Origin of the sequence: Rhodoferax sp., from assembly GCF_025354435.1 — a bacterium.
GTDB lineage: Bacteria > Pseudomonadota > Gammaproteobacteria > Burkholderiales > Burkholderiaceae_C > Rhodoferax_B.
Genome location: NZ_JANXMU010000023.1, coordinates 1 through 14,686 on the forward strand (window position 1 = coordinate 1; position 14,686 = coordinate 14,686).

The 14,686-nt window shown below is 56.8% G+C and carries 11 protein-coding genes; 6 read left to right on the forward strand and 5 right to left on the reverse strand.

Annotation, left to right across the window (positions count from 1 at the left end):
• Positions 1-658: 658 nt before the first annotated feature.
• Positions 659-1,975 carry an Nramp family divalent metal transporter gene (locus Q0T48_RS05575; RefSeq protein WP_295953575.1) on the reverse strand — a complete coding sequence of 439 codons (1,317 nt, stop codon included), beginning with the start codon at positions 1,973-1,975 and terminating at the stop codon, positions 659-661.
• 283 nt (positions 1,976-2,258) lie between these two features.
• On the opposite strand from Q0T48_RS05575, the gene Q0T48_RS05580 reads away from it, so the two are divergent.
• Together Q0T48_RS05580 and Q0T48_RS05585 are read left to right on the forward strand one after the other, a co-directional pair.
• Positions 2,259-4,169 carry an alpha-amylase family glycosyl hydrolase gene (locus Q0T48_RS05580; RefSeq protein ID WP_295953578.1) on the forward strand — a complete coding sequence of 637 codons (1,911 nt, stop codon included), beginning with the start codon at positions 2,259-2,261 and terminating at the stop codon, positions 4,167-4,169.
• A gap of 732 nt (positions 4,170-4,901) precedes the next feature.
• Entirely contained in the window at positions 4,902-5,588 is a 687-nt protein-coding gene (locus Q0T48_RS05585) for an alpha-1,2-fucosyltransferase (RefSeq protein ID WP_295953604.1), read from the forward strand.
• Between the two features lie 228 nt (positions 5,589-5,816).
• Here Q0T48_RS05585 and Q0T48_RS05590 read toward each other — a convergent pair whose 3' ends face one another.
• The 4 genes from Q0T48_RS05590 to alr form a co-directional block, all read right to left on the reverse strand.
• Positions 5,817-6,836, reverse strand: coding sequence for a hypothetical protein (locus tag Q0T48_RS05590; RefSeq protein WP_295953581.1), 1,020 nt, complete (start codon positions 6,834-6,836; stop codon positions 5,817-5,819).
• A gap of 11 nt (positions 6,837-6,847) precedes the next feature.
• On the reverse strand, positions 6,848-8,290 hold the full coding sequence (locus Q0T48_RS05595) for a lipopolysaccharide biosynthesis protein (protein ID WP_295953584.1): 1,443 nt from the start codon (positions 8,288-8,290) through the stop codon (positions 6,848-6,850).
• Positions 8,291-8,416: 126 nt separating this feature from the next.
• Entirely contained in the window at positions 8,417-9,304 is an 888-nt protein-coding gene (locus Q0T48_RS05600) for a glycosyltransferase family 2 protein (protein WP_295953588.1), read from the reverse strand.
• A 201-nt stretch (positions 9,305-9,505) separates the two neighbouring features.
• The gene (gene alr / locus Q0T48_RS05605) at positions 9,506-10,627 is read right to left on the reverse strand and encodes an alanine racemase (RefSeq protein ID WP_295953590.1); all 1,122 of its coding nucleotides are present in this window, start codon (positions 10,625-10,627) and stop codon (positions 9,506-9,508) included.
• 168 nt (positions 10,628-10,795) lie between these two features.
• Between alr and lplT the strand changes: the two genes are divergently transcribed.
• From lplT to Q0T48_RS05625, 4 genes are all read left to right on the forward strand, one after another.
• Positions 10,796-12,076 (forward strand): lysophospholipid transporter LplT, encoded by a 1,281-nt coding sequence (gene lplT / locus Q0T48_RS05610; RefSeq protein ID WP_295953594.1) that lies wholly within the window; start codon positions 10,796-10,798, stop codon positions 12,074-12,076.
• A gap of 4 nt (positions 12,077-12,080) precedes the next feature.
• The gene (locus Q0T48_RS05615; protein WP_295953597.1) at positions 12,081-12,953 is read left to right on the forward strand and encodes a DMT family transporter; all 873 of its coding nucleotides are present in this window, start codon (positions 12,081-12,083) and stop codon (positions 12,951-12,953) included.
• Positions 12,954-12,979: 26 nt separating this feature from the next.
• A complete protein-coding gene (locus tag Q0T48_RS05620; protein WP_295953599.1) occupies positions 12,980-13,468 on the forward strand; it encodes a glutathione peroxidase in 489 nt (162 codons plus the stop codon).
• A 121-nt stretch (positions 13,469-13,589) separates the two neighbouring features.
• A complete protein-coding gene (locus Q0T48_RS05625; RefSeq protein ID WP_295953601.1) occupies positions 13,590-14,504 on the forward strand; it encodes a glutaminase in 915 nt (304 codons plus the stop codon).
• The last annotated feature ends 182 nt before the right edge of the window (positions 14,505-14,686 follow it).

The window sequence follows — 14,686 nt, forward strand, 5'->3', positions numbered from 1 at the left end:
GACATTGCCGACTACATCGTCGGCTTCTACAACAGTGTGCGGCTGCACTCCACACTGGGCAACTTGCCACCCAATGCCTTCGAGCAGAAATCGGCAATCAATCAACCTATCGATGTGTCCGAAATAACTTGACCAGGACAACACCCGTCCATGCGGAGCAAGCCAAACTGATGGTGCTCCTTGGACACTCGTGGCTTAAAGAGCACGCGCCCGATCAACTTCGCAATACGTATCCAGCGTGCATAAACTGAAATCACCATTCGCGTAGTTCAGCTTCAAACTCTTTTCGCTCTTTTTTGCTCAATTTCCAATAGGAGATGTTGGCACCAATTAAGAAAACGAAGAAGGCCAAGGCCAGTAGGCACCATAAGATTAAATTCATTCAGAGAATGTAACCGCACTGAAACTAAATGTTACATAACAGTTAAAAAGCAGCCTCCGCTCTTACCGGTTATCCAAATTCCCATCCCCAGCCGATAGAGGCGAGATGTCAGCTACCGGCGCGATGAGCGACGGCCTCATGGCATCCAACCACCACAATTTTCGCTAGCACCCATCGAGGCGGATGCAGGCATGCTGCCGATCACGTTGGACTGGGGCGCGACGGCACGCGCGTTTCGCAGCCCGGTGGCGGGCAAGGTGCACAGGCCGCCACCGGCTACGCAAACACCTGCGCCACCAGCCACACATTCGCCACGCTGACCACGCCAAACACGCCCCAGGCGCACAGCTTCAGCACCGGGCCGTTGGCGTACGCGCCCATCAGCGGGCGGCTGCTGGTGAAGCGCACCAGCGGCCAGATGGCAAAGGGCAGCTGGAAGCTGAGCACCACCTGGCTCAGCACCAGCAGCTTGCCAATGCCCGCGTCGCCCAGCCACCACACGCCGAGGAAGGCGGGCACCAGGGCCAGGGCACGGGTCAGCAGGCGGCGCTGCCAGCAGGGGATTTTCAGGTCCAAGAATCCTTCCATCACGATCTGGCCCGCGATGGTGCCGGTGAAGGTGGAGCTTTGGCCCGAGGCCAGCAACGCGATGGCAAACAGGCTGGCGGCCAATGCGCTGCCCACCACGGGTTCGATCAGGTGGTAGGCATCGGCAATATCGCTGACCTCGCGGTGGCCACTGGTGTTGAAGGCGCTGGCGGCCAGAACCAGGATGGCGGCGTTGACCAGCAAGGCCAGCGACAGCGACACCAGCGCGTCCAGCGTGCACCAGCGCACGGCCTCGCGCCGCCCGGCCTCGGTGGGCGCGATGCGGCGGGTTTGCACGATGGAGGTGTGCAGGTAGAGGTTGTGCGGCATTACCGTGGCACCGACGATGCCGATGGCCAGGTACAGCGCGCCGGGCTGTTGCAGGCGCTGCAGGCTGGGCACGAAGCCGATGGCCACGTCCGCCCACACCGGCTGCGACAGCGCCAGTTCGGCCACAAAACAGCCTGCGATGGTGGCCACCAGGCCCAGCACAATCGCCTCCACCCGCCGAAAGCCCGCGCCCTGCAGGCCCAGCACCAGCACGGTGTCAAACGCGGTGATGGCAATGCCCACCGGCACCGACACGCCCAGCAGCAGGTGCAGGGCCAGCGCGCTGCCCAGTACCTCGGCCAGATCGCAGGCGACGATGGCCAGCTCGGCCCCCAGCCAGAGAAAGCGGTTCACCGCAGGCGAATACTGTTCACGGCACAGGCGGGCCAGGTCTTTTTGCGCCACGATGCCCAGCCGCACGCACAGGGTCTGCAGCAGCATCGCCGCCAGGCTGGCCAGCAGCACCACAAACAGCAGGCCGTAGCCAAAGCGCGAACCGGCTTCGATGTCGGTGGCCCAGTTGCCGGGGTCCATGTAGCCCACCGACACCAGCAGGCCCGGTCCGGCGTAGCGCAGCAGTTTTTTGTGGAACGGCAGGCCAGGGGCGACGGCCACGCTGCCTTTGACTTCGGACGGGCAAAACGGCGCGGTGGCGGTGCGGGGGAGTGCAAACATGCGCCAAAGTATAGAAGCGCGCTGCGCGGTAGCCGATATGCAATTGCTATGCTTGTCATAGCTACTTGTGTAGGTAGTATCTACGCTAAAGGCACTTTTTATATAAATTCTGTGTCGGCAGCAAGCCTGGCGCCGGGCGGCAGCGGCATTGGTGTTTTCCCTGTGCCATCGGCAGGCCATTCCGGCTTCCAATCTGTCTGCCTCAAAGCGCTTTGAATGGCGGTTTCCCCTACACTCGCTGCAACTTCCATTCAGCCCGATTTACCCACCCACTGGCCGCACCATGCTTTCCGTCGCACACCAAACCCAACTCGCCCACCAGCACGTCGCCGCCGCCCTCAAAGCCCGCCCAGAGGCCAAGGCCGCCCGCAAGGCCTGGAAGGCGTTCGAAGCCCGGCTGAACACGCACTTCCCGCAGCTGGTGAAAGAGCTGGCCCCGTTGTACGGCGCGCGACCTGACTTTCTGGACTTTCTGGTGGACCTGTTGTCCAAGGCCTTCGATGCCTGGAACGCCCGCCCTGTGGATTTGCAGGCGCTGGACCTGCAGCGCGAGAAAAACCCGCGCTGGTTCCAGTCGCAAAAAATGCTGGGTGGCGTGTGCTACGTGGACCTGTACGCGGGCAACCTCAAAGGCCTGCAAAAGCAGATTCCCTACTTCAAGGAGCTGGGCCTGACGTATTTGCACCTGATGCCGCTGTTCAAATGCCCGGACGGCAACAGCGACGGCGGCTACGCGGTCAGCAGCTACCGCGAGGTGAACCCAGCCCTGGGCAAGATGGAGGACCTGCAAAACCTGGCCGCCGCGCTGCGTGCCGAGGGCATCAGCCTGGTGCTGGACTTCATCTTCAACCACACCTCGGACGAGCACGCCTGGGCCACCGGTGCGGTGGCAGGCGACCCACAGTACGCCGACTTTTACTACCTGTTCCCCGACCGCACCCTGCCCGACGCGTACGACAAAACCGTGCGCGAGATCTTCCCCGACCAGCACCCCGGCGCGTTCTCACAGTTGCCCGATGGCCGCTGGGTCTGGACCACCTTCAACAGCTTCCAATGGGACTTGAACTACAGCAACCCCGCGGTGTTTACCGCCATGGCGGGCGAGATGCTGGCGATTGCCAACCTGGGCACCGAGATTTTGCGCATGGACGCGGTGGCCTTTGTGTGGAAGCGTTTGGGCACGGTATGCGAAAACCTGCCCGAGGCGCACACCGTGATCCGCGCCTTCAGCGCCCTGGTGCGCATTGCCGCGCCGAGCATGCTGTTCAAGAGCGAGGCCATCGTGCACCCGGACGATGTGGTCAAGTACATCTCGCCCGAGGAATGCCAGCTGTCGTACAACCCGCTGCAAATGGCCTTGCTGTGGAACAGCCTGGCCACGCGCGAGGTGAATTTGCTGCAACAGGCGCTGGAGCAGCGCCACAACCTCGACCCCGACACCAGTTGGGTGAATTACGTGCGCAGCCACGACGACATCGGCTGGACCTTTGCCGACGAAGACGCCATCCAGCTCGGCATCCACGGCTTTGCGCACCGGCAGTTTCTGAACCGTTTCTATGTGAACCGCTTTGAAGGCAGCTTTGCGCGCGGCGTGCCGTTCCAGGACAACCCCTCTACCGGCGACTGCCGCATCAGCGGCACCTGCGCGTCCCTGGCCGGGGTGGAGCAGGGCGACCCGCTGGCCGCTGCGCGCATCCTGCTGCTGCACAGCGTGGCCCTGAGCACCGGCGGCATGCCGTTGATCTACCTGGGCGACGAGGTCGGCACGCCCAACGACCCCAGTTACCTGAACGACCCCACCAAAGCCGAAGACAGCCGCTGGGTGCACCGCCCGGCCCGCGTGGCCAGCCTGTACGCCCAGCGCCACAAGAAAACCACCGTGCCGGGCCAGATCTACCAGGGCCTGCGCCGCATGGTGGAGGTGCGTGCGTCGCTGGAAGAATTTGCAGGGGGCCAGCTCACCGGCTTTCGCGCAGGCAACCCCAGCGTGCTGGGCTATCTGCGTGGCACCCCAGGCGCGCATGTGCTGGTACTGGCCAGCTTCAGCGAGCAGCCGCAAGACTGTCCCGCAGAAGTGTTCAGCGCCCAGCCTGCTTCTGCAGTGGACTTGTTGACGGGGCAGACCCGCGCCTTGCTGAACGGATTGACGCTAGGCCCGTACGAACGGCTGTGGTTGGATTGTGGAGCGGCATAGCGCGGTTAAATCCACCCGCGCAGCCTCCGCAAAACAGCCAGTTCTAGCCAATAGGTAAGTCCACTCGCCAGCGCCACGCAAAGTACCAGCACCAAAGCGGCGCGGTTATCAAAACCCGGTGCTTATCGCTTAAACAGCACCGCTTGAACCACATTGCGATAGACCCGGTACAGCGCGTAGAAAATACCGCCCAGCCACATAGTGACTGGAGAAGCCATGCACAGCAGCTGCACCCACAAAGGCCAAGACCATCCGCAAAACACCGCCATTGCCACACCGCCCATCAATGGGCTGGCAATTGCCCGCAGAAATGAAGGCCCAATGTCGGCATGCGAGTTTTTATGGCCAGTCATTGGTTGAGGTGAAACACCATTCCGCCAATGAATAAAGGGCCATACACCAGCAGCTTGGCATCCATCGATAGAACACGATCTCTACCAACAGCATCAAAAAAATCGCTATATTGGGAAAACTGATGAGCGATGGCAGTGGGGTGGCGTTCAACAGGTATCCATAAATACAAACCTTAACACCCGACTGAGCTGTGTTACTGATTAATCGTAAATTGAGCCCGGACAATGGTTCTGGTAGTGCACAAACACCACCGATAGCACGGTCAAATTACACAGTACGTCGACTGCTGGAAATTAGTTACTTGCATTAAAATGCGTCTTGAACAGTATTGCTTCTAAAATACATTATTTATTAAATATATTATTATAAAATAAAATTATTACATTTTCAACACTTGGAGCCCGGAGTCGGCTTGGAAATCATTTATTTCAGTATGCTTTTCTGCGTACAACGGCACAGCGATTAGGCGTTTCATTTTATTGCCCGACGTGGACGGGAGATGTACTATTTGATCTGAACGATGGGCATGAAAGGTCGACCAGCTGCACCAAAGCAAGTTATGAATACCATGAGCCTTACGAGAAACCTGGTTTTAATAATTCCGCGTTAAATATCAAAGATAAAACGGATATTCAAGGGTACTTTCAATCACATAAATATCTGAATCTTAAAGTCGTACAGAATTGGTATTTATTCAAAGAAGAAAAAATATCCAGGGTGCGAAAAAAATATGCGCACATTGATTTTTCCAACAGCGTAGGGGTTCACATACGTCTTGGAGATTTCACCACAGATTATTCAAACTTATATTATGTGGCACGTTCAAAGTACTATAAAAAAGCACTAGAATTTATACCCAGAAATAACAATGTTATTGTTTTTTCTGATGACATTGCTGCCGCTAAAATTATTTTTGAAAATATGAATGTAATGGCAACTTATATTGAAAATAATGAGGCCCATGAAGATCTCTACCTTCAAACCCAATGCCGAGATTTTATATGTGCGCCATCCAGCTTCAGCTGGTGGGGTGGTTGGCTTAATACTTCCCCGATAAAGTGGTAATAGTCCCGAAAGAAGGCCCGTTCCGACCGGGAGCGCCCATCAGCAATACCGAATTTTGGCCTAATAATTGGCAAAAAGTGCAAGCCCTAAACCCTTTGTACGACAGTTATTCTGTGCATATGAAAAGAAGATTTATACAAAAAGGCATTAAAAAAGTAATACGCACTATCCAAAGTATTGTGTAATACGTAGTATCTGCATGTCTCGGACCAAAATTTAATACTAACGTTACATTATTTTAAAAAATAAATTTAATAGTGCTAAGCGAGTCGAGGCCGCGGGCATTTTTTCGGTAGCATCTTTGGTTGTAAGAATTGCTTTTTTCCACAGTGCACCTATTGTTTCAATAGAAAATAAACTGCCTACGTCGGTACGTGCACGAAGCCCTAACGCAGCACGGTATTCCTCGTCCTGCAGCGACTGCAGTGCCAGTACAATACTATTTTCTTCATTGATAAATACTAAATTTTGTTTATGCACACCTACCTCAAGATAGGATGGAATGCGCGATGCAATAATGGGCATACCTAAAGCCATCATCATTGCCAAGCGGTTACTGGATTTGGTAACAAACATTTTTCCTTCTGGAATGGGAATCAGCGCAATATCCGCCTCCAAAATATCAGAAAACACAGTTGCTTCAGACCATTGTTTGGTAGCAAAGGCGCCTTTGGAAACCAATGTAAACGTAAATTTATTACGGATAAAGTCATGCTCTTGGAGCGTTTTTACCAGTTGGGTTAAATACTTTTTATAGCCTTGGTGACCCACCCAAACAACTTGGATTTTTTCGCCGGACACATAGCTTTTTTTGTATACATCCGCAGACACTTCTACCGAATCAGGAATGATGTTTCTGCGCTGAACCGCCAATGAGTTTGCCAGTGTTTCAGTTGGAAAAATGGTGGAGTCAAAATACGCGTCATATAGACCAGGTACATTGTCGCAGCGTACACAAATAGAGATTCCACCCCCCATCTTGAATATTCTTGCAAGCTGAAACATCGCCCACTCTGGATTTTCAAAAACGACGTGGGTGAATTTTTCACGTTTTAATTTCCGAGCTATTTGTATAAATTTTTTCTCGAAAACGTACCGGATACGCTGCGAATTTTTAGCAACCACGGCGCTGGCGACGCCATTACGCAGCAGATACTCATGGATCAAATATCCTTGCAGACGCGTGGCCACATTGTCGCGGTCGATAGCAAGAACCCAGCCTACTTTAGGTTTAGCCTGTATATCCATCTGATTTCAAGTTATGTGAAGCGTGATTTAAGTTTCAACCATAGCGGTGTCAGTTCTTCTTGTAAAGGATGTTTAACCCAAAACACCCCCACCACAAATCCCAGTGCCCCAGTAACTATGCCAACACACAAGGGCATAAAAATAACCTCAGGGTAGGGGCCATACGCCCACAGCGCAGCAAGTGGCCCCATGCCCGCCAGCAGGGCAACCAAAGCACTATTAGCAAAACTTGCCAGCAGTTGTTTCAAGGGAATGCCAATATGCTTAACCACTTGGCGTAACGAAAAAATAGAACTTATCGCAGCCGCCACGATAATCGATAAACCAAGTTGTGTAAAACCTTGAGAAGCACCTAAAGCTACAAAAAATATGGTCTGGCAGGCATTAAAAATAGTGAGCCTGGCGATAATGGATACCGCTCCCGAAGATAAAAAAGCAATGTTGCACAAAGAGGCCGGCACACCAAACGCCGTGGCCACGGCCAGCAACCGGGTCATATCTACCGACTGGTCCCACTGGGAACCGTACAACACACGTATAACGGGCTGCGCCAAACAAATAACGCCCACACAAAATGTCCAGCCAAGGGCGGTGATATAGGCCGTGGCCTTGATAAAAGGGCCAGAAAATTCGCCTTGTTCACGGGCCTGCTTTGAAAACCAAGGCAAACACACCGAACTCACCGCATCTACCACCATACGATTGAACATCTGAACCAAGCCACTCGAGCGCGAATAAAACCCAGCTGCAGTCAAACTCTGCAATTTCCCAATGAGCAGCTCGGGCGCATTGGCGGCAAGAACGCCAAAGATAGAACCACTCATCAGTTTGGAGCCAAAAGACAGCACTGTCTTTATTTCTCGCACGCCGGGAAGCCATGGAAATGACGCAGGCCTGAAGTAAATCGCCAGAAGCGCATTCGCCACGGCCGCCATCAGCGATCCCAAAGCTAAACTGATCGGGCCAAAACCCAGCCACGCAAGCCAAATCGACACAATAGCCCCACACAAAGAAGACAAAAAGCGCATAAGCGCAAGACTCTCGAAGCGCATTTCCCGCATGAGCCACGCATAGGTGAGGGAGCCAAAGGGATTCACCACGTAATTAACAGCGATTACCAGCATGATGTCGCGCATCCGGGGCTCTTTATAAAATAAAGCAACTGGATAACTAGCCAATAGCACGACAAGCGCTAAACCCACACCCAAACCCAGCTGTACCGCCCATACAGCGCGAATTCGATCGGTCGTCAGGTTTTTTTCTTGGATGAGGTAAGTCCCCGCTCCCATATCCCGCACGGTAGCGACAAACATCAGCAAAACTATAGTCACGGAATACACGCCAATTTCTGCGGGCGATAACATCCGGGCTATTACCATGGAGGAGATGATGGAAATCACCAAACCTGCATAACGGTCTAAAAAGGAAAAAACAAGCGATCGACGGGTAGACATGGGTGCGCGCCAATCCATGGGACCAGCAAATGGTGTGAAAATTCTATTTGATGGTTAAATCAGTAATAGAAAATATTAAGCTAATTTTTAATTAATGTCTGTATTGCCGATTGCAATACGTCCAAGTTACCAAAGTAAATGGCGGGTAAAGCCTAAATAACGCAACCCACCGATTTTTAATAAACTCTGCAAATGGTTGCGCCATGCTTCTTTACGCAAACCTTTTTGCAGGGCTGTGTCGGCGGCATCATGGTATGCGGCACCCATTTTTTTATAAATCAAGCGCGCAACTGAACGCGGTGGAGACATCGCCAACATACGGTTAAACAGGGGAATGTAAGATTTAAAATGTGCGTCTGATTGAGATAATGAACCGGCTGTGAGGTTATAACGAAAAACCGGTTCATCCAGTATCAAAATATTTTTCTGATCAATCGATAGCCTGAATGCCAGCCAAGTCCATTCTGCATAGGGATGGATATTTTCGAAATACTCCAAGCCTATAGCCGCAGACCGGTATAGTGCACTCCCACTGTGTAGCCAATTAAAATGCATCAACCATTTCATGGGGTTGGCAGGTACCTCTTTTAAAGAGCTGTAACCTATGGAATCAATCCCCTCTACACTGTGGCGGTAGTAATTTCCAGCCAAAAAATCGGCGTTAGGGTGGGCTTGTATAGCCTGGACTTTTTTATCCGTGGCGTCTGGCAGATATTCATCATCATCGTCTAGCGTCGAGAAAAATTCTGTGTGAACCAGTTCGCGTCCGCGCAGTAATGCAGCGGGCAAAGAAGGTGTTGCACAATATTCAAAATGAACATCAGGTTGCAGCTTTAACCATGCACAAACCTTTTCATCGAATTTATTGCCATTTACAACTACAATAATTTGGACAAATTGGCGAGAGGAGGTGCGAATAGACGCCACGGCGCGTTGTAAAAGCTGAACCCGCGAATGCAGGGCCATGGTAGGGATAATAACGCTGACAAGTGAATTATTAAGGTGGTTAATCATTTCAGTTTGGCTTATAAATCCTCAGCGAATACGCGAAAATTTCTTTCAAAATTCACGCATCTATAGCCTAACAGCATAGCATAAATGATTTACATAGCCGTCTGTTTTATTGTTTTTCCGCCGTTGCGACAGTTGGCAGTTAATGTCCAGTCAACCATTGCCGTATGTTCAGTGGCAACTGCTAAAAGCAGAAGGTGTGCTTTAGCCCACCACCACCGGCACCCGCTGCGCCAGCGCACACATCAGCTCATACCCCACCGTGCCTGCCATCCGGGCCACTTCGTCGATTGGCAACACCACGCCATTCGCCGCCCGGCCCCACAGGGTGGCGAGGCTACCGGTGTGCGCCTGGGGCACGGGGGTCAGGTCGACCGCCAGCATGTCCATGCTGACGCGGCCCAAAGTGCGGGTGCGTACGCCGTCGACCAGCACCGGGGTGCCGGTGGGGCAAATGCGCGGGTAGCCGTCGGCATAGCCGCAAGCCACCACGCCAATGCGCATGGGCTGATCGGCCACAAAGCTGGAGCCATATCCGACGCTAGCGCCCGCCTGCAAATCCTGGGTCGCTATTATTTTTGCAGCAAGCGTCATGGCGGGTTGCAAGCCCCAGTCGGCGGCGCTGTAGGCCGGAAAGTCAGGTGCGCTGCCGTAAATGGCGATGCCGGGGCGCACCCAGTCGCCCGCCACCTGGCTGGCCAGCGCGGGCTGTTGCAGCGGGCCACCAGGCGTGTGGCGCAGGGTGGCGGCGCTGTTGGCTACGCTGCGTTCACCAGGCAGGTCGGCGGTCACAGCGTTGAATACGGCCATGGCCTCGGCAATGCCGCGCGGGCCGTCGGCATCGCTGAAATGGGTGATCAGCGAGATCTCGTCCACCTGCGGCAGCAGATTCAGCCGCGTCCAGGCGGAGCGGTAGCGCTCGGGCGAAAAGCCCAGGCGGTTCATGCCCGTGTTCATCTTCAAGAAGATGCGGTGCGGTACGTTGGTTTTGTGGATGGCCAGCATGTCGATCTGGGCATCGCAGTGCACCGTATGCCACAGGTCCAGGCGCGAACACAGCTCTAGGTCGCGCTGCTCGAATACGCCCTCCAGCAACAGTACCGGGCCACGCCAGCCCAGGGCGCGCACGCGCTCGGCCTCGTTCAGGTCCAGCAGGGCGAAGCCATCGGCTCCGCGTAGACCTTCAAACGCCCGCTCGATGCCGTGGCCGTAGGCGTTGGCCTTGACCACAGCCCAGACCCGTGCATCGCCCGCGGCGGCGCGGGCACGGGCCAGGTTGTGCCGCAGGGCATCGGTGTGGATCGTGGCTTGGATGGGACGGGGCATGGGTGGGGTCCGTTCAGGTCAAAGGTGCAGGGTTGCGGGGCGGAGGTGGAGGCAATCCGGGGGTATTAGGGATTTTGGCATTCCGCCACGTGATATAACCCGCACTTCTTTAGAGACATGGCTTAAATCAACCCGCATCAGCCACGCTGATGCCGTTACCCCAATTTAATGAAGCGCGGTTTCTTTACCCTCATGTCGGCCCAGTTCTTCTCGTCACTGGCCGACCAAGCGCTCTTTGTAGCGTCGGTGGCCATGATCCGGGGCAGCGGCGGTGCGCAATGGCAGCAAGCGGCACTGGTGCCGATGTTTGCATTGTTTTACGTCATCCTGGCACCCTGGCTGGGTGCTCTGGCCGATGCCTACCCCAAAGGCCGGGTGATGCTGGCCAGCAACGCCATCAAGATGGTGGGCTGCGGGATGATGCTGTTTGGCGCACACCCGCTGGTGGCCACGGCCATCGTCGGCCTGGGTGCCGCCGCCTACTCCCCCGCCAAATACGGCATCCTGACTGAAATGCTGCCCGCCTCGCAACTGGTGAAGGCCAATGGCTGGATCGAGGGGCTGACGATTGCCTCCATCATTCTGGGCGTACTGTTTGGCGGCCAACTGGTAGGCCCGGTGCTGTCGGCCAAGCTGCTGGCATTTGACTTTCCGTTCATCGACACCGGCATCAGCACCCCGCCCCAGGCCGCCATCAGCGTACTCATTGTGGTGTACGCCCTGGCCGCGTGGTTCAACACCCGCATTCCCGATACCGGGGTGGAAATGCGCCCCATGCCGCGCAACTTCCTGGCGCTGCTGCCCGACTTCTGGCGCTGCAACTCCCGGCTGTGGAACGACAAGCTGGGCCAGATCACCCTGGCCACCACCACCCTGTTCTGGGGTGTCAGTGGCAATCTGAAATACATCGTGCTGGCCTGGAGCGCCACCGCCCTGGGCTACAGCATCACCCAATCCACCAGCCTGCTGGGCGTGGTGGCGATTGGCACTGCCGTGGGTGCCGTGGCGGCCTCCATGCGCATGCGGTTGGACACGGCTACCAAGGTGATCCCGCTGGGCTTGGCGATGGGCCTGCTGGTCATCTTGATGAACTTCATCCACAACGTCTGGATCGCCGTGCCCTTCCTCATCGTCCTGGGCGGCCTCGGTGGTTTCATGGTGGTGCCGATGAACGCCTTGCTGCAGCACCGCGGCCACAACCTGATGGGCGCGGGTCGCTCGATTGCCGTGCAAAACTTCAACGAACAGCTGTGCATCCTGGCGCTGGGCGCGTTCTACAGCGTCTCCACCGGCATGGGCATGTCGTCGTTTGGTGCCATCACGGCTTTCGGCTTGGTGGTTGCCGGGTTCATGTGGCTGATCCAGCGCTGGCACGCCAACAACTGCATCAAGCACAAGGACGAGGTCGAGCATCTTTTGATGCTGGCCCGCACCGACAACACCCACTGAACGCGTGGGCTCCTCCCCTTTGTTGCCGTTTCTGGCGCTGCTGCTCAACGCCTTCATCTGGGGCGTGTCGTGGTGGCCTTTTCGCCAGTTGCAGCAGGTCGGACTGCACCCGCTGTGGGCCACCTCCCTGCTTTTCGCCGTCGCCCTGGCGGGCCTGCTGGCCATGCGCCCCAGCGCCTGGAAAGGGCTGCGCCAACCCGCGCTGTGGTGGTTGCTGGTCGCCACCGGCCTGACCAATGTCTGCTTCAACTGGGCCGTGGCCATCGGCGACGTGGTGCGGGTGGTGCTGCTGTTCTACCTGATGCCCGGTTGGGCCGTGCTGCTGGCCTGGGGCATGCTGGGCGAACGCCCCACCCGGGCGGCCCTGCTGCGGCTGGCACTGGCCGTGGCAGGCGTGCTGGTGGTGCTGTGGCCCACGGGTGGCATGGTGGCCTCGGCGCTGTCGATTGCCGACCTGCTGGCCGTACTGGGCGGCCTGGGCTTTGCGCTGACCAATGTACTGCTGAAACGCTTCCACGCCGTGCCCGGCACCGAGCGCATGGCGGCCATGTTTACCGGTGGCGTGCTGATGGCCGGGCTGGCGGCGGGCCTGGGCGGCCAGTTTGGCGTGGTACCGGCCTTACCCCCGTTGTGGGAGCACGGCGGGGCGCTGCTGGTGGTAGCGGGCCTGGGCGTGGCGTTTTTTCTGGGCAATATGGGCTTGCAATACGGTGCATCGCGCCTGCCCACCAGCACCACCTCCATCGTGATGCTGACCGAAGTGGTGTTTGCCAGCGTCTCGTCCGTCGCCCTGGGTGCCGCCAGCCTGTCGCTGCGCACGCTGGTGGGGGCGGCCCTGATTTTGCTGGCGGCATTGCTCGCGGCCCGCAGCGACTGAACGCCGTTTCTGCTTAAATCATGGGCATGACCACCTCTATTTACGACTTCACCGCCACCGGCATCGACGGCCAGCCCGTTGCCCTGTCGCAGTTCAAGGGCCAGGCCCTGCTGATCGTCAACACCGCCAGCGCCTGTGGCTTCACGCCGCAGTTTGCCGGGCTGGAAGCGCTGCACCAAAGCTACGCCGCCAAGGGCCTGGCGGTGCTCGGCTTTCCGTGCAACCAGTTTGGCGCGCAGGACAAGGGCAGCAACGACGAAATCGCCAGCTTTTGCCAGTTGAACTACGGCGTGAGCTTCCCGATGATGGCCAAGATCGAAGTCAACGGCAGCGCTGCCGACCCGCTGTACCAGTGGCTCTGCGCCGAAGCCCCCGGCCTGCTGGGCACCAAAGCCATCAAATGGAACTTCACCAAGTTTCTGGTCGGCAAGGACGGCCAGGTGCTCAAGCGCTACGCGCCGACCGATACGCCGAAAAGCCTGGAAAAGGATATCGAGGCGGCCCTAGGAATTTAAGCAAAATCGACCTCTAGCGCATATTCTGCCTACGCTATATGCTATTTATTCAATAGCACCCTGGTTTTTGCGCGCTAACCAGAATGCAGCACAATCCGGGCTCCTTTCTGCGGAGCTGTGTGTGAACTTCCAAGCCATCCTCGACGATATCAACGCCGCCCTGCGCCCCCTGCTGGGCGCGCAGGGCCAGGTGGCCAGCTACATCCCGGCGCTGGCCCGGGTATCGCCGCAGCAGTTCGGCATCGCCCTGCGCACCCGCGACGGACTAGAGGCCGCCAGCGGCGACACCGCCACGCCGTTCTCCATCCAGAGCATGTCCAAACTGTTTTCGCTGACCATGGCGATGCAGCACCTGGGCGACGCGCTGTGGCAGCGCATTGGCCGCGAACCCTCGGGCAACCCGTTCAACTCGCTGGTGCAACTGGAAAACGAGCAAGGCAAGCCGCGCAACCCCTTCATCAATGCCGGTGCCATCGCCGTGGCCGACCGGCTGCTGTCGCACGGTGACAGCATCGGCACACTGCTAGAGCTGGTGTCGGACCTGTGCAACGAGCCAGTACACCTCGACCCCGAGGTGGCCCGGTCCGAGGCCGACACCGGCTTTCGCAACCACGCCGTCGCCAATTTCATGAAGAGCTTTGGCAAGCTAGACAACCACGTCGCCGCCGTGCTGGACCTGTACTTCCACCAGTGCGCCATCCGCATGAGCTGCCAGCAAATGGCCCGCGCCGCCGGTTACCTGTGCCGCGACGGACACCACCCCTACCGCCCGGGCGCGCCCGTCGTCACCGAAAGCCAGGCCCGCCGCCTCAACGCCCTGATGCTGACCTGCGGCACCTACGACGCGGCAGGCGAATTCGCCTACCGCATCGGCCTGCCCTGCAAAAGCGGTGTAGGCGGCGGCATTGTGGCCGTGGTGCCTGACACCTTAAGCCTGTGCGTATGGTCGCCAGCGCTGGACGCTACCGGCAATTCGCTCTTGGGCATGCAGGCGCTGGAGCTGTTCACCGCACGCACCGGACTGTCGATTTTTTGATGCCTCCTCTTTTTTACCGTTTTGACGGCATCCACAACATTACCTGACACCCAAGCAATGACCGATTTTGTGACCGACCTCGACACCGCCGCCGAACCCGACACCCTCCAAGAACCTCGCCTGTGGCGCAGCGGTGTCTGGACAGCGCGGGTCATTAAAAACGAAGACGACGACGGCTGGGC

Coding starts and splice junctions, on each gene's coding strand:
- Q0T48_RS05590 (WP_295953581.1), bottom strand. CDS start 6,836: ATGGATATACAGGCTAAACCTAAAGTAGGCTGGGTTCTTGCTATCGAC.
- lplT (WP_295953594.1), top strand. CDS start 10,796: ATGAAGCGCGGTTTCTTTACCCTCATGTCGGCCCAGTTCTTCTCGTCA.
- Q0T48_RS05600 (WP_295953588.1), bottom strand. CDS start 9,304: ATGATTAACCACCTTAATAATTCACTTGTCAGCGTTATTATCCCTACC.
- Q0T48_RS05595 (WP_295953584.1), bottom strand. CDS start 8,290: ATGTCTACCCGTCGATCGCTTGTTTTTTCCTTTTTAGACCGTTATGCA.
- Q0T48_RS05575 (WP_295953575.1), bottom strand. CDS start 1,975: ATGTTTGCACTCCCCCGCACCGCCACCGCGCCGTTTTGCCCGTCCGAA.
- Q0T48_RS05580 (WP_295953578.1), top strand. CDS start 2,259: ATGCTTTCCGTCGCACACCAAACCCAACTCGCCCACCAGCACGTCGCC.
- Q0T48_RS05620 (WP_295953599.1), top strand. CDS start 12,980: ATGACCACCTCTATTTACGACTTCACCGCCACCGGCATCGACGGCCAG.
- alr (WP_295953590.1), bottom strand. CDS start 10,627: ATGCCCCGTCCCATCCAAGCCACGATCCACACCGATGCCCTGCGGCAC.